Here is a 20,686-nt window from a genome sequence, read left to right on the forward strand (position 1 = left end):
TTTGGCTTTATCTAAATGACTGCCTACATCGATATATTGTTGTTCATCCAATAGCGTTTTCTGAGGTGATGTAAAACTTGCACGTGAACGGTTGCCAGTCCTGTTGTTCCAAGGGTAAAGCAAATCGTGGAAAATAACGAAAATATTCCGTGAAGCGTTTGAAACATGATGGTGACATAAAAGATACAAGCGATCACACTTAAACTGTAGCAGATCAAACGATGGCGCACAAAGTCTAATAGTAAATGCAAAAGAGTGCCTGCCCCTACCGCTACAGCTGGCAAATAAACAAAAACAGTGAAAATCGTAAATTCATTTTGCAAAACTCGCTGAGGATGAAAGACGTATGAGACATAAGCAGCACATAACAGCATAAAAATACGGATCGCTTTGTACATACTAAAACCCCTTCACTCTTCCGATTCTAAGAACTTCATCAGGTTAATCATTATTAAGATGATGTTAATTCCGTAAAGGCATATGTAAACAATATTTCATCATTCGACAATTTTATTAAAACGTGTTTTAACAGCCCTTGTCAACAAAAAAATTTGATCTTATGATTTCATCCCTTTAAAAACAAGAAGAAGCAGACTAATAGTAATTATAAGTCGTAGAAGATGGTGCGTAAGGTGAATTTTTTTATAAAGTTGATAACCGTTCATAACTGCTTGAATGTGCATCATGAACAGCAAAATCAGCAGACCGAAAACTAAACGATGATCACTGACAAGTAATACACTCGCTAGCACGCAAGTAACGGTTCTAAAACAAGAAGAAGCCCTGATAAAGAAGCGACGAATGTGCTTAGAGAATGAATTAATGAATAGAAAAGAACAGCTAAAAAGCTAGCGGAGAGGGATTACTTCTCTTCGCTAGCTTTCTTTACAATCCTCAGAAGACGTTCAGGGTTTTCGGTCGAAACGTTCTCAGATAAACGTGCCGCTGCAACAATGGGTGCCCACTTAAAAAGTTCCGCTTGATTACATCCACGTTTTTGGCAATAGAGGTGAACGTATAGCTCTGCAATCTCATGGGAAATTTGCGAGTAAAGTAAGTAGGTACGATAAACATCGGCCATTCGATTGCCTATGCTCGCATCCACCCAATCAATAATCGTGACTCCATGATCGGTTAGAAGTAAATTAAATAGATGATAGTCTCCGTGACAAAGATATTCTTCATTACTTATTGATTTTAACGTCTCTACAAGCTGTTTCTTCTGCTGAGTATCTACCTGCGCTGCGCGGAGAATTTGATGCTCTAACTTTTCTGTCATTCGTTCGAAGGAGGGAATCTTTTTTTCGTGAATTTGTAGCTGCACGTCTACGGACAGTGAGAGATAGTCCTGCGCCCGACTTTTATCTTCTAACAATAGAGATCCGAGCGTTTTTCCCTTTACTCTTTCCATGATGATCGCCTGTCTTCCATCTATCTGCGTCACATCAATAATTTTTGGAACGGGTAGCCCTCCTTCGTACACCTGATGCTGTTTATTTGCTTCGCGTGCCGCTTCATCCTTTGAAGTGTGGTCGCGAAATACTTTGCAAACGTATTCCCCGTATGAATACAATATAGCCGTGTTTCCAGTAGCGATCGGAGAACCAAGTTTCATTGATTTGTTTCCTCCATCAGCTTCTCTACTACTTCTTCCATTTTCAATCTTCTTGATCCTTTGAGCAATACCCTTGAATACTCATATGATACCTGCAAATTTCCCGTCTGCTTTAACATCGTACTAATCTCTTGCACCGTACGCTGAAACAAAGCGTTCCCTCCCTTTATAGTAAATAAAAAGTTCCTTATTTTACCATTTTCTATTATACTGTAAGAAAACGTTAGGAGTCGACAAAAATAAAAAAATGGAAAATGCTAAAGTCACGCTATATTTATAAAACGCCTTACGGAAATTTACGAAGCGATACGTGTGAGCTCCCAACCGGCCTTATTGCGAAAGATTACTACGTTCAAGAATAGGTTGACTGGATGAATGCCATCGTTTTGACGAAAGAAAAGCTCTTCGTTAAGCAACGGCAAAAGATTTTTTCTATACAACAAACCCCTCCTGACTGGTTCAAGAGGGGCACTATTTTTAGGAAGCACGCTTTTGGAATGATCGAAAGTGATAATAGAGCGTTTGGTTAGAGTGAGACTTGTAGTGATCTAAAAAGGAAGTACCGACATACAGCGTGTAAGTGCCTTGGCGAATGCCCATGATATATTTCCCTTCAATGAACGGATATTCTTCAACGACCCAATCGACGTCGCTTACTTGGGCTGTCGTCACTTCACCTAAATAAACGGCTAAGCACTCCTCCATTTCTTGACGAGTGATGTCTAGCACATCAAATCGATTTGTTTCGTACAAGTCGAAGTAGAGCAGTTCTAATACGAGTAAGCTGCCGGGCGAATAATCAATTTGAAGTTCATCTACGTATTCACTCACGTTACGTAATTTCTTCATCACGCGTTCACGAAGCTGATAGTAATACACTTTTGCTTCAATTTTATCTTCACAGGAAATTAAGTCCTGACCATATTCCTTTGCATAATCATATCCTTCAAGCATCTTCCTTCACCTCACAGAGAAATTAGTGCCTTCAGTATAGCATGCAAAGGATTGGTTACAACGTTGAAATTAATCCCATTTTTATTACCGGTTCATTTCATCAGGTAGCTTTTGAATCGTCGTAATCAGCGCATCAAGTTTTGACTCGATTCGATATAACAAATAGAGCGTCACAACAATTGGAAAGCCGACCTCTGAGATAAACGGTAGCATTTGTTCCATGATCTTCCCTCCTCCTAAAAAGATCCTCCCCATCATGGATGAGAAGGACCTCCCTCTATTTTAAGCTAATACTGTCGAGACGTTGCGGTCTACTACGCGTGCTCCTTTAATCCCCACAAGGTCTCCGCTTGCAGTACGAATGATGTTCGCAGCGATAATTTGATTCATTGCTGCTGTAACGACTGCAGGATTTAGTGAATCCTTTGGGTATTCAAGCGATAAACTTGCCGTCTTATTTCCTTCTGTTGTAAAGTCCAGCATAAGTGTTTTGGCCATTTGTTCATTCTCCTTTCTTTTTTAAGATTTCCAAGCCTTAGTTTACAGAGATTTGGTAATTCTCTGGGCTTTCAATGCGGTTTAGCGGTAAGCTTTGTAAGCTCTCTAATGCTTGAGCGACGCTTACCATTTGTTCTGGTGTAGCATCAGATGCGATATTACGAATCGTCTTACTTTTATAAACAGGCTTTCCTTCTGCGTTCACACCTTGATCAAACACAAGGCGAATTTGACGTTCTACTAAATATTTCGCTGCCATTTTATCTCACCTCCTTTTCACTCTCTATGTATGTGGTTCTGGAAAAATGGGGGGAGGAGAACGTAAATAATAAAGCATTTTTTCATAATAAGTACATTTCAGCTATTCAGAGCATGTGGAAATGCAGAATTTTGTTCAACATAAAAAGTGCACGAGAATGGCTTTTTGGCCATCCTCGTGCACAATTCCAACCGCATCATAGAAGTTTTAGTCCTTGAACTAGTTCGTCCATTCGATTCAAGGCTGTGTTTACTTCGTCTAAAAGTACTTGTTTGCTGTGTGAAGCATCCCCTCGGTCCTTACTGAATTCTTCGTCATCCATCAGGTTTTGAAGAAGACCATCTAGAAGTTGTGAAACATTCGAAAGTTCTCCATTGACGGTTGAGGTGGACTGTTGAATGATCGTTACCTCTTCATTCATTACCACCTCTGAATCGTGAATATCGTTAAAGTATTTTTTAGTCGACTGTGTCATCGTGATTGTATCCGTAATATCCGTCGTTCGTTCCGTTACTCGCACGGACAAGCTCTGGACACGTTCAATAATTTTCTCCACGTTCCCTTTTATTTCTGTGAGCGCACTTTTACTTTGATCGGCAAGCTTTCGAACCTCATCTGCTACGACAGCAAACCCTTTTCCTGCTTCCCCAGCACGTGCAGCTTCAATCGATGCGTTCAATGCCAACAGATTTGTTTGAGAAGCAATGCTTTCAATCGTATTCGCAAAGTTTGAAATTTCCTGAGAGTCCTGTTGAAGAGCGTAAATGATGCTTTGAAACTCTTCAAACACCTTTTTTACATGATTCATTTGCTGTACTAGCGAATCGATTCGTTCATTTCCATCGTTGACGATATGTAAATTATCAGACGTTTGCTTTGAAATTTTCTTCACCAATCGCTCGATCTCATCTGCCTGCTCAAGAATATGCTGAATAGATGTAGCAGAATCCGTTAAAATCTGTGCGTGATTTGTTGCCTCCTGCTTTATAGTAATGCATGCTGCAGAAGTTGTTTGCTCCTGTTGAATAGCTTCTGTATTTTTTCTGTGTAGAAGCTGTAAGAGCTGTTCCATTTCACTCGTTACTTCTTGAAGCTCTTGATTAGATAACGTGCTCATTTCTTCTACAGCTGCTGCCTGTAGCTCTTTTGCTGTTTCACGCTTAAAACGTTGTAAAAGTCCCATAACCGATTCCTCCACCTAGTATGATCGTGATATATGTGTTTAACAATTGCTAACAATACAAGCTAATTCTATTTTTCTTAGCCGGATCGCTTTGTATCGATCCAAGCGTTTCCTTAAACCTTTGATAGCCTACAAATACGGAAGTAGATCTATTTATATTATCGTTATTTTTCGAAAAATGTGAACAAGCTCTGAAAATTTTTCTGTTTCCTCTCTTCATACAGGCATTGAACAGCAATTTTTAGGGAATATCGTATAATGCGGACAAAAAATTATTTTAGTTGGTAAGGAGCCAGATTTTATGATTTATACTACTTCTTTACAGGATATTACCGAGCATATGCTAGAAGGATTTTTCAACGATTGGGAAAATGCCCCTACACCTGCTACTCACCTTCACTTATTAGAACGAAGCTATAAGGTAGTTGTAGCAATTGATGAAGAGAAAAACGAAGTGGTAGGTTTCATTACAGCCATCAGTGACGGATTATTGTCAGCTTCTATTTCATTTCTAGAAGTATTACCCCAATATCGTGGACAAGGTATTGGAAAGGATCTTTTAAAAGAAATGTTAGAAGAACTTGACCATCTTTATATGATTGATGTAGTCGGTGATGAAACCGTAAAACAATTTTGTGAGGAGCTTGGATTTCAGCCCTCAATCGGAATGGTAAAACGCAACTTAGCGTTTCAGTCTGGGAAAGAGGACTAACTCCTATAGGATAAAAAACGAGCGCAGATCACTGCGCTCGTTTTACTGCATGGAATCCAAAAACAACTCCATGCCGGTTAATTTGGACAATCCAAATGCATTAATTACTTGGTCGAAATATTGAAGAAGTCCCATCAAATCGTAGGATACTAGTTTGGTTGTAAGATATGATTTGTTAAACCGATATTTGTTTTTGTCTGAAAACACAATTCCTTCTCTTCGCACGAACTCACGGAACGAAGTCGTATCGAAGTATAAAACATCGTTACGAATATTGTCCAAATCAATGACAATAATCATTTCGTCTAGTTCATTGCTGAGATTCTTCATACATTCAAAATATTCAATAAAGCAGCCCAGTACAGCTGATAAAAATTGCTTTGCATCGACATATTGAAACTGAAAAAACATTTCTTCATCCACGTAGTTTGACGCATTTTTTTGAATTTCATGAATGACGGATTCAGGAGACGGCTGGTACGGTATCGGAATGTGAAATTTGGCTGATCCGTTAAAAAATTGCTCCCAGGCAATCGTCCGATCATAGGCATCCATTAAATCCGAATTTCGAAAAACGATGGATTCAGCTGAATAGGACGCTTTTAAAAAAGGCAGATTCATTGATACAAGTGCGTTTTGCTTGATTGTATATGTCTTTTTTTGCATCGACTTCTTCAAAATATATTGTTTTAGCTCCTCGGGCTCCAAACGCGACGTTAGTTTTAAATCATATGTAGGAATTAAGTACATGTTGCACATTCCAAAGTGGACATAAGACTTACCGTGGACAGGCCACTTTCTGTTGTAGATCGTTAATTCCTTCGTGCAAAACTCCTCCATCTTCCTCATTCTTTCTTCTGACTTCTGATATAACCGGTCAAGATGATAGCGATCTTCAATTTCTTTCACAGGAGACGAGCTGCTTCCAATTCTTCTATAAATCTTTCCGTACGAAATATAAGGAGGGTTATTCCCCTCCGGAATCCAAATAACAAATACGCCGTGATTCGCTTCATTTGGCGGTGTTAAAAATCGTGCTACAATGCGTGGAATAGGGTTTGTCGCATCCTTCAGCATATTGTTAATAAGCAGTTCATAGCTTTTCTTTTCAATTAAATTGATGGACCGATCTTCCTCATCAATTCCAAAAAACAGCCATCCCCCTATTTCATTTGCGAATGAAGCGATGATATTCGGGATTTTTCTACGTACAGTGGGGCTAATCTCCCTTTTATACTCGATCTGATATCCTTCTTCAATCTCATTTTTTTGAATTTGATGGAGGTCATCAAAGGTTAATTCATAAATCGTTTTCTTTCTGCCATCCGTTCCGACAAATGGCGAATAATAGGATTCAATCATGATTGTCCTCCCTTGTACCAGAACCTCTATTTCTACATATCAAGTGACATATAATGCGTCATTCTGCTAAATAAAGGAGCCTACAGGCATGTGTATATAAACCATCCGTATCGTTTTTGAGTTTTTTTGGTTGAGTGTGGATTTCTATATATATATGCAGACAAGTTTTGATCATTTCTCCTATTTCTATTTATTATTGAATTGTTAGATGTTTTGTCGGGTCATGTTTGTATTGTTCATAGAATGGCAGCATCGAAGCAATGGTTTCCTTAAAGTCCGGACAACGAATGTGAGAGCCTTTTAAATCCTCCGTTGCCTGTGTGCAATCATACTCGGCCTTACATGTAAAATAATCGAGCGCTTCTTTTTCAACGCGAAGCCATTTTCGAACGGTGCTAAGTGAAAGCCCCGTCTTTGCTAAAGCAAGTGGAAGGACACCCGTTGGTCGGCGATTCAAATACTCCTGCATCATTACCGCATAAATTTCTTTCATCGTATACGGATTTGGGTCTGTTAAATGATACGTTTTTCCTATTCCACTGTCGACATGTGAAAGATAGAGCGTGGCTTGTAAAATATAATCAACCGGGACGAAATTACCTTGTGCATCTCCTCTTCCTAAATACGGAATGATAGGAAAGGATCGTATTTTATCAAAAAGGTTCAGCAAAAAGTAAATACCGTCAAACTTAATGGTTTCACCTGTTTGGGAATCTCCTCTGACGATGCCGGGACGAATAATGGTAGTGGGAGAATCGATGGAAATAGACTGAACGAGTTTTTCAGCCTGAAACTTGGTGGATTCGTAATGATTTTTAAAGCGCTGATTCATCTCAAGCTCTGTTTCGAGTATCGTTCCTTCTCGCGTACCTGACACATATGCGGTGCTGAAGTACGTGTAGCGCTGTAAATGAGGAAGTGTGGAAACAAACTGATTCACATGTTTTGTCCCGTTGACGTTGATCTCGTATGCAATGTTCTCGGGAACGGCTAAATCATAAACGGCCGCAAGATGAAAGACGTGGGTAATTTGCTGCGTGATTTCTTGTTGAATATGATGAGGCATGTTTAGGTGAGGTTTCGTAATATCACCAGGTATAATGGTGTACTGATGAAATGAGGTCGTACTATTGGCGACGAGCCGACGGACTTCTAGCTCAGCCTTTGTCACGAAGCTTGGCTGAACCAATAAGTAAATATGTGATGCATCGTGTTGTTTAATCAAACATTCTACTAAGCGAGATGCAATAAAGCCAGGAAATCCGGTAAAGAAATAGACATTCTCCATTATTTAGCCTCCCTAGTTTTCACTACCAGTCGTTATATGTAGTGTATTCAAAGGATAGGCGGAAAAATCCTTCTTCTCTTTAAAAACATCTATCTTTTAAACTAGCTGCTTATTTTTTAGATGGGAAAAGGTCAAGTGCATGCACAACAGTCGCAACGATCCCAAGTGTTAATAGAAGTTCAATAACGTCTTTCATCTCTCTTCCTCCTTTTCCTTGTATCTAGAGTTTCGTTACACCTCACGTTTATATAACAAGCCCGACATTTAGGAAGTATTTTTCTTTTAAATGAAGGGCTTTGATTAATTGATATTTGAATAACACGTTCATTCTAACAAAGAAAATGGTCCAAATAAACAGTATTTTTACAAAATGGTTAATAGTGTTTCATTTTAAAGTCAAAACGACAAGGTGAAAAAGACCTCTATGTAATAAACTATCACAAATTGGGAAAGCTTTCACATATTTTGTTTCACTTATACCTTACAGGCAAGGCGCAGATCCGCATGTTGTTTTTTGGAATAGTACACATTCATATGATCAACCACCAGTTTTTCATACCCCATTATCCACAGTACATATAAGGTAACTTTTGAAAGCATTGATAGATGAAGCTGCTTCGGATCAAAGCTTATAACCGTTTTAGTCGTTACGTTCAGCAGAAAGAAAATTGATTTAACGGTTCCGTGCTGGGTCATTACCTGATACTTTTCAAGCTGATACACACCATCATCACTTTCATACGTGATCAACTCAACAGGAACAATTGGAGCTGTCTGTCTCTTCAAAATAGACGGTGAGAATGAAATCGGATTGTCCTTTAATAGTACCTCTTCGTCCTTTAACAAACGGGTTAGTTCTGGATATAAGCAAAGTCGGCCATAGAATGTAGTAATTTCGACCGTATCATCACAGAGTGTGTAAAGAAAACAAATATCTTCATCAATTAATCCATAATTTTTGAACAGCTGTATTCGCTTTGGCAGCATTGCGAGTTGTCCGCATAGCCGCTTCAATTCGTCCCATCCTATTGTTGGACCGATGCATTCATTCCAGCGTATCCAAGCATGATAACTAATTTTTACAGTAGGTGATGAACTAGTACTCTCTGAAGATTTTACGTATAGTTGTTTATAAATGTGGCGCTTAATTTCTTCTTGTAGATTGACCTGCTGATAATAGCAAAAAGAGAAGCCTGTAATTGATAACGGTTCGTTTAGAAATGATTTTACATTTTCCATTTAGCATCTCCTCAATCCTTTTATACGGACAACGTTCATTTAATCATTGATCTACAGAGAGGATTTAACATCGTTCATTAGCGTACTGAAAACATCTGACTAAATTCTACTTTTTTAGCAATTTCGCTTCCGATCGCAAAGGACATATTACCTGCGATGAGAGAAGAGATACAAAGATGCGCTGAATACTTCTCGTAAAAAAGATGAAATTCATCTTCACTAGAATAATTGCTGTAATGGTAGTTTACGACGGTAGCTTTCTTAGATTGAAGGTGTGCAGTCGAAAAATGTGGAATGAATCGCTGAACTTCATCCACGATCTTTCTCTTAGAAAAGGCTTTCGTCACATCTTCAATTCCTTCATTCACGTAGAACTTCGCAAGCATTAAGAGATTTTGTTGTTTGTCGGAGTGCTGATTCTTAAACGCTCGTAGGCATTTTCGTAATAAAGGATTCTCAATTGTTTCTTCGCGATAAATACGAATAATTGAGTCTGCATCAGCTCCTTTGAACATTTGAAACTGCAGATGCTGTGTAGATCTTGTTCGTAACGAAGTGATAAATTGATTAACAGATTCAATCATTCCTAACCGATAATATTCTGAGTGTGTTGTTCGTTTTTGAAGGTTGAAGTTATAGCCCGATAGTCTAGCCACTCGGTCCGCGTAAAAGCCAGCACAATTGATCAAATAGCTGCCTTCGAATATATTTGTACTCGTCACAACTTCCACATTTTTTTTACGTTCCTTAATATATAAAATTGGGGATTGAAAATATACATCTCCCCCATATTCTTTAATTTCGTTCAGCATTTTTTCGTACAGATGTTGAAGACTGAGAACGGCGATGTTTACTTTTTTTGTTTCCCAATGATCACCTATTAATCCCGAGAGCTTCTTCTTGCTTTGAACGTCATTTCCATTGTGTTGAGAAGCCACAACCATTTGCTCATAAATGTTGTATTCAATCTTGTGATGATTGCAATACTCCAGTAGCATGTGATAGCCGTCATTCATTAGCAACTTATAGTAAGCATTTTCATCACTTTCTACAGAGTGAATGATCAGATCCTGCTGTGAATACAAGGACGAGAGCATAGAATCGCGCTCTAAAATAGCAATTTTTGCGTGCGGATTTTTTTTATAAATGGATAAAGCAATAGCCAAGCTTACTGTATTAGTTCCAACGATAATCACATCATACAAACTCAATCACTCCTAAGCGAACGACATGAACAGACGCATTTATTGACTCACCTTCAGTTTCTAGACATAGGATATATTCGGTTTCCATCCGTTTTTTTCCTTTTTTATTTTTGCAATGCTGACAAATTACGGTGATTAGTCTGTTTATAGTCAGCATTACGAATAAAGTGATAGGTGTCCCCACTATGTCTCCAATCATCGTGATAGCTCTATATATGAGAAAGCTCAACGGGGTTTTTCAACAACTAAAAAAGCATTGAAATAAATCAATGCTCGTTTTTACAGATTATCTTGTATAGTGAACAATCGCATCCCGGAGAAACTGCGCTGCTCCTTCTCCGTGCTGATCATAATATGATTTGAAGCGTTCATCTTGGACATACATGTTAGCAAGACCAGCATGAGCTTGTTTTGAATAATGCCCCCAATAGTAGCTCAGCCATTTTTTATGCATTTCTGCCAGATGCTGACCTTGATCACTTGTAGGGTCGTTTGTTGCGAGGACTTCTTTTAAACGCTGCAGAAGCTGTTGTTCTAACAAAGTCGCTTCATCATATTCTTTTTTCGTCATTTCTTGGAACTTTTGATTGGCGGCCTCTACCTCATCCTCCCCATACTTGTCGCGAACTTCAGCTCCGTATGCACGTTCATTTTTCTCTATTATCTCTTTTTTAAAGCCTTCAAACTTTTCTTGGTCCGTCATACTCTTCTCTCCTTTTACTTGTAGAATGGTTTGCTCCACGTTACGAATTAATTGATTAAGCTGTTCTCGCCTTTCAAGCAGTTTCTGGTGGTGATCGTTCAGTGCGGCTTCATGATCAAACTGCGGTGAATAAATAATGTGTTTGATTTCTTCTAGGTTAAAGTCTAATTCTCGATAAAATAATACTTGCTGTAAGAGATTCACTTCCTTTGATCCATAAATCCGATAACCTGCCGAATTGACTCGCGCCGGCTTTAACAATCCAATTTCATCGTAATAGCGAAGCGTTCGAGTACTAATACCAGCCAAACGGGCCATCTTTTGAATCGTATACTCCATCTCATCCCCTCCTCAACTACTACCCTACACCTTGCCGGAGCGTAAAGGTCAATTCTTTTTAAAATAAAAACCAGGATCATTTTTGATCCTGGTTTAGAGAATGCCTGAAAATAGTCGCGCGAACGATTCTTTTGCCCGTTCGAACACGCTTCTTTTATAAAATTGGACAGGACTAACTCGAACGCTATCTTTTAGATCATCTTCATAATGCTGAATTAAGTCTTTAATCGAATCAGTTTCCATAAGGAAAGCATTCACTTCAAAATTCAGATGAAAGCTTCGGATATCCATATTAGCTGTACCAACGGAAGCAATATCCCCGTCAATAATCATTACTTTTTGGTGCGTAAATCCTTTTTGATAGCAATAAATTTCAACCCCATAGCGTAAAAGCTCAGGGAAGTAGGAGCGGGTTCCGTACTGCGTTAAAAATCCATCGTTAATTTCTGGTACCATTAGACGAACCTGAACGCCTTTTTTAGCTGCCACCCGAAGAGCCGTTCGAATAACCGTATCAGGTACAAAGTAAGGAGTAGCAATCCAAATAGATTTTGTAGCACAGGACATCATGGTGTAGTAGAGGTCACTAATGATATCTTCTTGTGTATCTGGGCCACTAGCCACGATATGAACAAATCCCTTTTCATCCACCTCGCAGTTTTTTGTGAAGTTTTTATCTTCTAAAAGAAATTCTTCGCTCACATACGCCCAGTCGAGAAGGAATACCGCATGCAGTGTTTGGACAGCTTCTCCCTCTAACATCATATGCGTATCACGCCAAAAGCCGAATTTTTCACTTCGCCCTAAATATTCGTCACCAACGTTGAGACCACCAACAAAACCTATTTCTCCGTCAATGACAATAATTTTACGGTGATTTCGAAAATTAAACTTTTGATTGAAGAAGCCGTACTTCATTGGTAGAAATGGATAAACGTTAATGCCGGCTTCTTTCATACGTTCGACGTCCGCTCCTGCTAGTGTTATGCTTCCACCGGCATCAAAAATGAACCGGACCTGCACGCCTTCCTGTGCCTTTTCGATTAATAGGTCAATAATGGACGTTCCAAGTTCGTCCGATCGGAACGTGTAATACTCCATATGAATATAAGTCTTTGCTGCTTTTAGCTGCTTTTTGATTTCACCAAACGTTTCGTCACCGTTTTTGAGAATACGGGTCTTGGTGCACGTATTCATCGTTGTTAGAGCCGCCCGTTGTGCATAGTCCGAAAACTGCTGTTGATGATGATTTAAGTTAGATAAGGACGGATGATGAGTCTTCTTCGACATCTTTTCAAGCGCTTCACGATCGTGTTTTCGCTTATTTTGAAACAGATAACCCTTCAAATACAGCTGCCCAGAGTATAGATAAAAGATATAGCCAAGAACGGGGATGAAAATAAGCACATACATCCACAGCAGCGTATGGTGAGAGGTTCGATTTTCTAGCATGAGCGAGAAGATCGTCGTAGCCATAATGATAACGTATACAGCCCAAAATCCTACCTTCCACCAAAAGTCGACTTGCGTAAAGAAAATCATATAAAGTGATGCAATAATGAGAACTACAAATATAAATTCAATTCGGCGTTTTTCGAGTGTTTTCATTAGTCTGTCTCCAAGGAAAGGTTAGTTATGTAGAAATCCATACGGTTTTCATAGTACCCTTCTCAAGGCATAATCAATCCTACTTTATAAGAATAAGGACAGAAATTTTAACATTGTTTCTCTTTATTGCCTTCCCCGTGCTATGATAGGAAAAATTAAGTGATATTATCCATTTATTAACTTTTGATATAATGGATCAACGTCAAAAAGGAAAAGAAAACGGAGGAATGAAAATGAGATCAGAAAATGACATGCTTCACCTTATTGTAACGGTCGCTCAAAGAGATGAACGTATACGAGCGGTCATCATGAATGGATCCCGCGTGAATTCAGCTGTAAGAAAAGACCCTTTTCAAGATTATGACATTATTTACATCGTGAAAGATCTGGACTTATTCATACAGGATCATAGCTGGGTGGATGTGTTTGGAGAGCGGATGATTATGCAACTTCCTGACGATACTGGTGCGCTCACGTATGATCGCTTTGCGTATTTAATGCAGTTCACAGATGGGAATCGAATTGATCTTACGCTACTTTCAGTGACAAAGCGAGAAGTCATTTACACTGATAGCCTGTCCGTTGTTTTGCTTGATAAAGATACACAACTTTCACCACTTCTACCCCCATCAAACAAAAGCTATTGGGTCCAACCTCCGACAGAAACACATTTTAGAGAATGTTGCAATGAATTTTGGTGGTGTATGCCATATGTAGCCAAGGGGTTATGGCGAAATGAAATAACCTATGCGAAAAACATACTCGAACACCCTCTTCGAAATATGCTTCATCTGATGCTGGATTGGTACGTAGGTATAGACACTAATTTCCAAGTGAGTACAGGAAAAAGCGGAAAGCACCTCCAACAGTATCTAGCTCCTGACACATGGGAGCAAGTGCTCAAAACCTATTCGGATGCATCGGTTGATCGCACATGGCAAGCCGTCTTTACGATGTGTGACCTATTCTCATCACTCGCCCGAAAGGTAGGAGAGCATTTTTCATTTCTCTACAACGAGGAGGAAGAGAAAAACGTACTCGCACATCTACGATACGTAAGCAACCTTTCTAGTCATGCGAAGGAATTGTATCCATAAAAAATAGCCGCTCTATTATAGAGGCGGCTATTTGATCTTTATTTTATTTCGCAATGATATGCTTCGCACCTAGGTAGCGTGGACTCCAGTAGCTAGACGTTAGGTCTGCAACAGAGATCCCTTTTGATGATGATGCGTGAATAAATTTGTTGTCTCCTAAGTAGATGCCTGCATGTGAAGGACCTGCTTTGTACGTTTCAAAGAATACGATGTCCCCACGCTGTGGTTCACTTACAGATGTACCTTGTTTGTGAATGTCAGCAACCGTACGAGGAAGATCTTGTCCAAGTGCTTTGTTGAACACGTATACTAAGAAGCCACTGCAGTCGAATCCTGAAGGCGATTCTCCGCCCCATTTATATGAAATGCCGGAATACTTCTTCGCTTCGCTAATTAATTCATCGGCTGAAGTAGATGTCGAAATACCAGCAACCTTACTATTACTTTTAACAGTAGTTAAAGCCTGATATGTACGTTTACCCATAACGCCGTCTTTTTTCAATCCAGCGTCCTTTTGGAGCTTCATAACAGATTTTTTTATGTCAACATTGTAGAAATTCGTTGTATGTTTTGCTTTGTAATACCCTTTATTAATAAGCTTCTTTTGAAGCTGTTTTACCTCTGGTCCAATATCTCCGTGCCTCAACGTGTCATTGCTCTCAGCTGCATGACTGAACAATGGTTGACTAGCGAGCACGCCTGTAAAAGCTAGTGTTGCGATTAATTTCTTCATCCTGTCTTCCTCCTTGTTCGGTTTGTTTTATTAACACTACACAACCCTAACACGGAAAGATAACAGGCGAATGATAGCACGATTACAGTTCGTTTACAAAACCAAAAAATCGACCTTTTTTCAATGTAATATACTCCTATAAAGTATATAATTAGAGAGATAAGAAAGATCTTCTTTTTTCTTTCCCTCATTTTGGATTTGTGAACGTTTATTGAACCTTCAGGCAAACGGTTTGATTTGGCAGAGTTTTTTCTTGTTTTTATGGACATAAATATGTTGTAATCATATATGTAGTCATTACCTTATACCACAATGATACTGTTGATAAACAAAAGATATACATCGTACTTCGTGACGAGAGGAGGAAGCATAGAAACGTTCTATGCGCCATCACATGAAAACAGAAGATCAAGAACAAAAATCAAGCAATTTAACGTTTTGGATGATTTGTATTGTCCCTACAATCGGTGCAATTGTCGTAGCACTCGTTGCCTTCTTATTACCGGCAGCTCCTGGTGAAGGGCCTCGTGATATGGGACCACCAGCACCAAGAATTCCGCATGAGCAAAAAAGCGATTCTAATTCGACAGGCTATCACTACACGCCATCACAACATCAGCAAGCATAAAAAAAGACGCGAAATCGCGTCTTTTTGTTTAGGAAGAAGAACCGCATGAAGAGCTGCTACACGAGCTTCCAGAGCTACAGGAGTGGCTGCTACAAGAATGACCGCTACAGGAGTGATGATGATCATGGTGATGGGTAGAAGTGTGAGAGGGCGAATGATCATTCATACGTTCGCAATATTGATCATGGGTGGAACACGTGTCAGAGTAAAAAATCATTAGTGGAATCATCGAAACGGAATCTGTGCCGTCTCTCAAGCGACTGGACGATTTTTTATAGCTTCCGCTTTTTACGTGTTGAATATCATATTGTAGCTGCTGAATAAGTCGATCAATAACGTTAGCGGCTTCTTCACTTGTATGTGTTTGAAAATACGTTTCTTTTAATTCATCGTGACTAAGATCATTAAAATTCTCAATAATATTTTTTGATAGAGGTTGTTGAAAAAAGCGTCCATATGTACGATGTGTTTCTTCATTCGTTAAAAATAGGCGCCCATACACCCATTCAAAAAACGCTCTTTCTTCAGTCGTGTTCCCTACTGATGGTGCATGATGAATCATGTTTCCTTTGTAATCCTCACAAAAGCGCTCATATTCTCTTGTAAACATCAGCATTGCGTGCCAAATTTCGTCTACCTTTTCGTTATACATTGGCACTTCTTTTAAGATCGCGCTGAGCAAGAAAAATCGCTTTAGCTCCATTTCATAATAATCGTAGTCTTCCTCCCTGATCTGTCCTTCACCAATCACTCTTTTTTTCACATGAGCAGCGTATGATTCAGGCATAGTATTTTCCAAGCGAGACAGCAGTTCTTCTAATCCTAAGTCACTCCGAATACCGGCTCGTTCGTAAACGGTATACGAAAAGGAAAGTTTTTTATTTTTGACTGCCCTTCCTATCAAAAAGGCAGCAAACGTAACAAAAGCGATTATGGTTATTTCCATAATTTTCTTCCCTCCTTTCTTTCATTATAGCTCCTTTGTCTCTCTAGATGAAGAAAAAATCCCTTTTGTATAAATCATCTGAAAATGCACACGTTAGTGGTAAAGACGTCGTACTGAAGATGGGCGTAACACACCTTAAGTCTTGGCGAAGACATTGTCCGTATTTCAGATAAGGGTGTTGTCATTACTGGGGATGTTCGGATATTTATCGGGGATGTCCAACTAATTACGGTTAAAATCCGCCTCTGAATTGCTTCAATTGATAAAGCAAGAGAAAGTGGGATGGATTGTGGTGTGAAACCGATCCATACTACAGCTCAAAGGCAAAGCCCATTCATTCTCATCGACAAGTTAACCGAAAAGGTAGAACATTCACTTCTCCAACCAAGGAAGACATAATAAAAAGGCGGTATTGTAACCGCCTTTTAGCTTTCAATTGTTTTATTACGCCCTGCTCCAATGCCGCAAAGTAAAATAAGCGCTGATGCAACAACAAGCATATAAAGAGGTGCTGTCCAGCTGTGGGTCGTATCGTGTAAAAGACCAAATAGCGTTGGCCCCACTGCCGCGAGAAGATACCCGATGGACTGCGCCATTCCTGACAAGCTTGCTGCTTCTCCTGCAGTCGTCGTGCGCATTCCGAAAAACATCATACTAAGGCTAAACGCAGAGCCCCCTGCAACCCCGAGAAGAATCACCCATAGAACAGTTAAGCTTGTTGAACCGTACAGTAAGCCTAGAATGGCAATGACAAATAATCCTCCGCTTGCAGCAGCTAATCCACTTTGGCTTTTCATTTTCCCTGCAAAAACAGGAATTAAAAACGTAACTGGGAGAACAGCGAATTGTAGTAATGAAAGCGTCCATCCAGCAGCACTTGAGCTCAGTCCCTGTTCAATGAGAATTTCAGGAAGCCACGCGACAATCGTGTAAAAAATCAGCGATTGTAGCCCCATAAAGAACGTAACCTGCCAAGCAAGACCAGAGCGCAGCAAATTCCCTTCTGACTTAACTGATTTTTTGACAATTTGCGGTTTCACTCTTTTCCTCATTTGTGGCATCCATACTAAAATGGATACGAATGAAATAACGACCCAATAGCCCAGTGCCCCGATCCAACCCCATCCAAGGTTGCTCGCAAGTGGAACGCTTAAACCAGATGCAACAGCGGCACATAGATTCATCGCGACTGAATACACGCCTGTCATTAAACCAATTTTGTGAGGGAATTCCTTTTTAATAATGCTTGGAAGCAAGACGTTTCCGATTGCAATCGCAAGACCAAGCATAACCGTTCCGACAAATAATGTGAGCGTACCTGATAATGAGCGTAAAATAACGCCTACAGTAAGAACGAGTAATGAAACGAAAAGAACGGCCTCCATCCCAAAACGCTTTGCAAGCCTTGGTGCAAATGGCGAAACGAGCGCAAAAGCAAGTAGCGGAACGGTTGTAATCGTTCCAGCTAACGTATTCGATATGTGGAGATTATCTCGAATGAGTCCTACAAGAGGTCCTACAGACGTAATCGGAGCCCGTAAGTTCATCGCAATGAAAATAATCCCTAGTATAAGGAGCCATGTACCAGCTTTAGGAGCAATCTTACGCTCTGCCTCGGTGTAGAGCTGTTCGTCTAATTTTCTCTCTGCGCTCATGATCGCTCCTCCCATTTTTGTTCGACTTCTTTCATATACTGTTTAATGTACGCATTAACAGCCTCTACCGCTTGATCCGCATCCTTTTCAATAATGGCCTCCACCATTTGATGATGCGTTTCTTGATAAATATCTGACTGAGGCGTAATCTCCATTAAGCTGTTAACGGAAAGTTGAATCGCCTCCATCATATTTTCGTACAGTTCAATTAAAATACCATTATGAGTCGCTTCTGCAATCGCAAGGTGAAGGTTTAAATCAGCTCGAACGTACCCTTCCATGTCACCATCGGCGGCGGCTTTTTCACAGGCGTTTAGATGAGAGGAAATGTTTTTAACATCTTCATCTGTACGGCGGTGCGCGGCTAAAAGCGCAGCTTGATATTCAAGCGCATGACGCACCTCTAGCGTTTCGACAAGTGTGGATTGACGAATACGCTTAATTAAGACCGCCCCGAGAACACTTGATGAGCAGACATGCGTTCCGTCCCCTTGACGAGTTTTAAGGAGTCCTGCGTGAACGAGCGCACGTATCGCCTCACGAAGCGTATTTCGACTTACGCCTAGCTCTTCCATCAAAACCGGTTCAGGTGGAATTTTCGTTCCGACGGACCACTTTCCAGACTCAATTAATTCTTCTATTTGCAGTACGACTTGTTCGACAAGTGATAAACGATTGGTTTTATGTAAGTTCATGTTTTTCTCCTTAAACGTAGGATGATTTGATCATTGGTACTATATCACAAAAAAAAGAGAGTTGTAAATAGATGAGGAAAGGAGAACGTACGTTGCGTAAGAAGAACGGAAAAAATGGACAAAAAAATAGAAGCACAGTTATCTCGCACCGTACTTCCCAACTTCTTCTATATATTATGGGGGGACATAATATCGTAAAAATTGAAGATACCTTTATTATCCACGATTTCACCGAAAAATCTATAGTTCTAGGGAGTTTCTCAAATCGTTTTTTTTTCCCTGTCAGACACTCTGACTTTATCTCTATTTTAGAAAAATAAATAGTTATAATCACCTATGCTTATTTGTAAACTAAGTCTTTTTATAGACTTTCTTTATTTTCATGCTTTGTTTTACCTTAAGGAGCAAAAATCGTACAAGTCTAGGCTGACAATCATTTTATGAAAGCCATCAAATAAGTTAATAACGGCAAGCAGCTCCATAATCTGTTCATTAGACCATGTACCTGTTAAGCTCTCTATTTCTTGATCTGTTACTTTACGCGGTGCCGTGCGATAGGTGTGAATAAACGAAAACAGCGACTGATCAAAAGCAGATAACGAGGTGAAGTCACCTGACTGGATCGCAGATTGAATTTGTTCATTTAACGTATAATCATCTACATATGAAAGGCTCATGCAGGTTGCACAGCCGTTCACATTCGCTAGGTACACCCGAACTTTCTCCTTCGTTTCCTTTGTTAAAAGCGCTGAACTCCAGAGATCCTCATAGAGTTGATCATACATCTCTTTAACATTTGGTACGAGTGATAGGGCATTTTCAAAATTTGTTCCTTCTTTTGCTGGTAGTTGAATTCTTGGCATCTTTTCTTCCCTTCCTTTCTATTTTATAATAGAAGAAAAATAGGAGAATTCACATTTCATTCAATACGCATTTCTTCTATTTTTCTATCATTTAGAACAAAATTTGGAGGAATACGATTCAAATGAAAATTGATGATATTGACCATTTAATTTTACAGCAGCTACAGGTTGATGCCCGTGTTTCCATGCGTGAACTGGCTAAGAAAGTAAACTTGTCTGCCCCGTCCGTAACAGAACGGGTGAAGAGACTTGAATCAGCAGGTATTATTGAAGAATATACGATCAAACTAAATAAGAAAAAGCTTGGACTTCCCGTTGCATGTATTGTGGAATTGACGATAAAAAACGGCCAGTACCCTCGCTTTCAACAATTCATAGCGGAGTATCCATACGCAGAGTTTTGCTATCGTATCGCCGGTCAGGCGTGTTATGTACTTAAACTGCAGTTACCGGACTTATCGATGCTAGAATCGTTTATTAACGACGTAATGCCGCTAGCAACGACCGTTTCTCATGTGGTATTATCAGAAGTGAAAATAAAGAATATTCTACCTTCTGAACAACGATAAAGCCAAATGATGTTCGTTAGCGTAGAGAATGAAGCTATAGAAGTTAGGTGTAAGGATGATTCGTTTATCTGCATTATTATCGTTTAGTTTATTTTTTATTGGAATTAGCGTTTTCTCTAAGTATATTTACTACAAGCCGAGCAACTTTTATTACATAACGCTTTTATTAATGATCGTGTTTTTTCAGTTTTTAGCAGAATGGTTGCTGAGCTTAATTCACAAGGAAGAGGCAAGAATACCTGCTCTTATAGGTGTAATTGGTGTAGGCGTGGTCTTAAGTGTAACGGTTACGATTTTGTTAAATACATAATTCCATTCTAGTGCTCCGCGCTTAAAGAAATCCTCTTGTTGAAGAGGATTTCTTTTCGTCTTATCGAAAGAAGTAGTCAAGAGATATATCATGTTTTTAAAAATCGTTCATATATTTGTTAAAAAACATTCGCAAAATGTTCACAAGTTTTTGTTCTTTTTCAAAAAAAATGGGCATACTACGTTTACTCTCGTATGTAACAAAAAAAACGAAAAGTGAGTGTGA

The 20,686-nt window shown here is 39.4% G+C and carries 26 protein-coding genes and 1 pseudogene; 7 read left to right on the forward strand and 20 right to left on the reverse strand.

The window, feature by feature from the left end:
- Window positions 1-23: 23 nt before the first annotated feature.
- From AMD01_RS10030 to AMD01_RS10060, 9 genes are all read right to left on the reverse strand, one after another.
- Window positions 24-398, reverse strand: coding sequence for a hypothetical protein (locus AMD01_RS10030; protein WP_053401268.1), 375 nt, complete (start codon window positions 396-398; stop codon window positions 24-26).
- Between the two features lie 464 nt (window positions 399-862).
- Window positions 863-1,615 carry an aminoglycoside phosphotransferase family protein gene (locus tag AMD01_RS10035; protein WP_053401269.1) on the reverse strand — a complete coding sequence of 251 codons (753 nt, stop codon included), beginning with the start codon at window positions 1,613-1,615 and terminating at the stop codon, window positions 863-865.
- Complete coding sequence (locus AMD01_RS24045; protein WP_157052692.1) at window positions 1,612-1,767, reverse strand: hypothetical protein; 156 nt, start codon at window positions 1,765-1,767, stop codon at window positions 1,612-1,614. The genes AMD01_RS10035 and AMD01_RS24045 overlap by 4 nt, the downstream gene beginning before the upstream one ends.
- A gap of 144 nt (window positions 1,768-1,911) precedes the next feature.
- Entirely contained in the window at window positions 1,912-2,055 is a 144-nt protein-coding gene (locus AMD01_RS24050) for a hypothetical protein (RefSeq protein WP_157052693.1), read from the reverse strand.
- Between the two features lie 37 nt (window positions 2,056-2,092).
- Window positions 2,093-2,569: a hypothetical protein gene (locus tag AMD01_RS10040; RefSeq protein ID WP_053401270.1), complete on the reverse strand. Its 477-nt coding sequence runs from the start codon at window positions 2,567-2,569 to the stop codon at window positions 2,093-2,095.
- Window positions 2,570-2,653: 84 nt separating this feature from the next.
- Window positions 2,654-2,791: a YvrJ family protein gene (locus AMD01_RS10045; RefSeq protein WP_053401271.1), complete on the reverse strand. Its 138-nt coding sequence runs from the start codon at window positions 2,789-2,791 to the stop codon at window positions 2,654-2,656.
- A gap of 60 nt (window positions 2,792-2,851) precedes the next feature.
- The gene (locus AMD01_RS10050) at window positions 2,852-3,067 is read right to left on the reverse strand and encodes a DUF2922 domain-containing protein (RefSeq protein ID WP_053401272.1); all 216 of its coding nucleotides are present in this window, start codon (window positions 3,065-3,067) and stop codon (window positions 2,852-2,854) included.
- A gap of 37 nt (window positions 3,068-3,104) precedes the next feature.
- Window positions 3,105-3,326 carry a DUF1659 domain-containing protein gene (locus AMD01_RS10055; protein ID WP_053401273.1) on the reverse strand — a complete coding sequence of 74 codons (222 nt, stop codon included), beginning with the start codon at window positions 3,324-3,326 and terminating at the stop codon, window positions 3,105-3,107.
- 196 nt (window positions 3,327-3,522) lie between these two features.
- Window positions 3,523-4,509, reverse strand: coding sequence for a methyl-accepting chemotaxis protein (locus tag AMD01_RS10060; protein ID WP_053401274.1), 987 nt, complete (start codon window positions 4,507-4,509; stop codon window positions 3,523-3,525).
- Window positions 4,510-4,810: 301 nt separating this feature from the next.
- Here AMD01_RS10060 and AMD01_RS10065 point away from each other — a divergent pair, with 301 nt between their 5' ends.
- Window positions 4,811-5,221: a GNAT family N-acetyltransferase gene (locus AMD01_RS10065; RefSeq protein WP_053401275.1), complete on the forward strand. Its 411-nt coding sequence runs from the start codon at window positions 4,811-4,813 to the stop codon at window positions 5,219-5,221.
- A 42-nt stretch (window positions 5,222-5,263) separates the two neighbouring features.
- Here the strand turns inward: AMD01_RS10065 and AMD01_RS10070 are convergent, their stop codons facing one another.
- From AMD01_RS10070 to cls, 6 genes are all read right to left on the reverse strand, one after another.
- Window positions 5,264-6,583, reverse strand: a complete 1,320-nt coding sequence (locus tag AMD01_RS10070) for an ATP-binding protein (protein WP_053401276.1) — start codon at window positions 6,581-6,583, stop codon at window positions 5,264-5,266.
- A gap of 193 nt (window positions 6,584-6,776) precedes the next feature.
- A complete protein-coding gene (locus AMD01_RS10075; protein WP_053401277.1) occupies window positions 6,777-7,871 on the reverse strand; it encodes an SDR family oxidoreductase in 1,095 nt (364 codons plus the stop codon).
- Window positions 7,872-8,345: 474 nt separating this feature from the next.
- Window positions 8,346-9,110: a hypothetical protein gene (locus tag AMD01_RS10080; protein ID WP_053401278.1), complete on the reverse strand. Its 765-nt coding sequence runs from the start codon at window positions 9,108-9,110 to the stop codon at window positions 8,346-8,348.
- Between the two features lie 77 nt (window positions 9,111-9,187).
- A complete protein-coding gene (locus AMD01_RS10085) occupies window positions 9,188-10,315 on the reverse strand; it encodes an FAD dependent oxidoreductase family protein (RefSeq protein ID WP_053401279.1) in 1,128 nt (375 codons plus the stop codon).
- A gap of 286 nt (window positions 10,316-10,601) precedes the next feature.
- Window positions 10,602-11,357: a MerR family transcriptional regulator gene (locus AMD01_RS10090; RefSeq protein WP_053401280.1), complete on the reverse strand. Its 756-nt coding sequence runs from the start codon at window positions 11,355-11,357 to the stop codon at window positions 10,602-10,604.
- A gap of 93 nt (window positions 11,358-11,450) precedes the next feature.
- Window positions 11,451-12,965, reverse strand: a complete 1,515-nt coding sequence (gene cls / locus AMD01_RS10095; protein WP_053401281.1) for a cardiolipin synthase — start codon at window positions 12,963-12,965, stop codon at window positions 11,451-11,453.
- A 233-nt stretch (window positions 12,966-13,198) separates the two neighbouring features.
- Between cls and AMD01_RS10100 the strand changes: the two genes are divergently transcribed.
- Window positions 13,199-14,062, forward strand: a complete 864-nt coding sequence (locus AMD01_RS10100; protein ID WP_053401753.1) for an aminoglycoside 6-adenylyltransferase — start codon at window positions 13,199-13,201, stop codon at window positions 14,060-14,062.
- 43 nt (window positions 14,063-14,105) lie between these two features.
- On the opposite strand, the gene AMD01_RS10105 is transcribed toward AMD01_RS10100, so the two are convergent.
- A complete protein-coding gene (locus AMD01_RS10105; RefSeq protein ID WP_053401282.1) occupies window positions 14,106-14,795 on the reverse strand; it encodes a C40 family peptidase in 690 nt (229 codons plus the stop codon).
- 394 nt (window positions 14,796-15,189) lie between these two features.
- On the opposite strand from AMD01_RS10105, the gene AMD01_RS10110 reads away from it, so the two are divergent.
- On the forward strand, window positions 15,190-15,423 hold the full coding sequence (locus AMD01_RS10110; protein WP_157052695.1) for a hypothetical protein: 234 nt from the start codon (window positions 15,190-15,192) through the stop codon (window positions 15,421-15,423).
- A gap of 28 nt (window positions 15,424-15,451) precedes the next feature.
- On the opposite strand, the gene AMD01_RS10115 is transcribed toward AMD01_RS10110, so the two are convergent.
- Complete coding sequence (locus tag AMD01_RS10115; RefSeq protein ID WP_053401284.1) at window positions 15,452-16,369, reverse strand: glycine-rich domain-containing protein; 918 nt, start codon at window positions 16,367-16,369, stop codon at window positions 15,452-15,454.
- A 153-nt stretch (window positions 16,370-16,522) separates the two neighbouring features.
- Here AMD01_RS10115 and AMD01_RS25070 point away from each other — a divergent pair.
- Window positions 16,523-16,842: pseudogene (locus AMD01_RS25070) on the forward strand (gas vesicle protein).
- Here AMD01_RS25070 and AMD01_RS10120 read toward each other — a convergent pair.
- Both AMD01_RS10120 and AMD01_RS10125 read right to left on the reverse strand, forming a co-directional pair.
- Window positions 16,795-18,024, reverse strand: a complete 1,230-nt coding sequence (locus AMD01_RS10120; RefSeq protein ID WP_083446505.1) for a CynX/NimT family MFS transporter — start codon at window positions 18,022-18,024, stop codon at window positions 16,795-16,797. The pseudogene AMD01_RS25070 and the gene AMD01_RS10120 sit on opposite strands and share 48 nt — an antisense overlap.
- Window positions 18,021-18,719 (reverse strand): FadR/GntR family transcriptional regulator, encoded by a 699-nt coding sequence (locus tag AMD01_RS10125; RefSeq protein WP_053401285.1) that lies wholly within the window; start codon window positions 18,717-18,719, stop codon window positions 18,021-18,023. The genes AMD01_RS10120 and AMD01_RS10125 overlap by 4 nt, the downstream gene beginning before the upstream one ends.
- Window positions 18,720-18,811: 92 nt before the next feature.
- Here AMD01_RS10125 and AMD01_RS10130 point away from each other — a divergent pair, with 92 nt between their 5' ends.
- A complete protein-coding gene (locus AMD01_RS10130) occupies window positions 18,812-19,039 on the forward strand; it encodes a hypothetical protein (protein WP_053401286.1) in 228 nt (75 codons plus the stop codon).
- Between the two features lie 72 nt (window positions 19,040-19,111).
- Here AMD01_RS10130 and AMD01_RS10135 read toward each other — a convergent pair whose 3' ends face one another.
- Window positions 19,112-19,582: a carboxymuconolactone decarboxylase family protein gene (locus AMD01_RS10135; protein WP_053401287.1), complete on the reverse strand. Its 471-nt coding sequence runs from the start codon at window positions 19,580-19,582 to the stop codon at window positions 19,112-19,114.
- 122 nt (window positions 19,583-19,704) lie between these two features.
- Here AMD01_RS10135 and AMD01_RS10140 point away from each other — a divergent pair, with 122 nt between their 5' ends.
- Both AMD01_RS10140 and AMD01_RS10145 read left to right on the forward strand, forming a co-directional pair.
- The gene (locus AMD01_RS10140) at window positions 19,705-20,151 is read left to right on the forward strand and encodes an Lrp/AsnC family transcriptional regulator (RefSeq protein WP_053401288.1); all 447 of its coding nucleotides are present in this window, start codon (window positions 19,705-19,707) and stop codon (window positions 20,149-20,151) included.
- Between the two features lie 55 nt (window positions 20,152-20,206).
- The gene (locus AMD01_RS10145; RefSeq protein WP_053401289.1) at window positions 20,207-20,461 is read left to right on the forward strand and encodes a hypothetical protein; all 255 of its coding nucleotides are present in this window, start codon (window positions 20,207-20,209) and stop codon (window positions 20,459-20,461) included.
- The last annotated feature ends 225 nt before the right edge of the window (window positions 20,462-20,686 follow it).

Source organism: Priestia koreensis (assembly GCF_001274935.1).
GTDB classification, from domain to species: domain Bacteria; phylum Bacillota; class Bacilli; order Bacillales; family Bacillaceae_H; genus Bacillus_AG; species Bacillus_AG koreensis.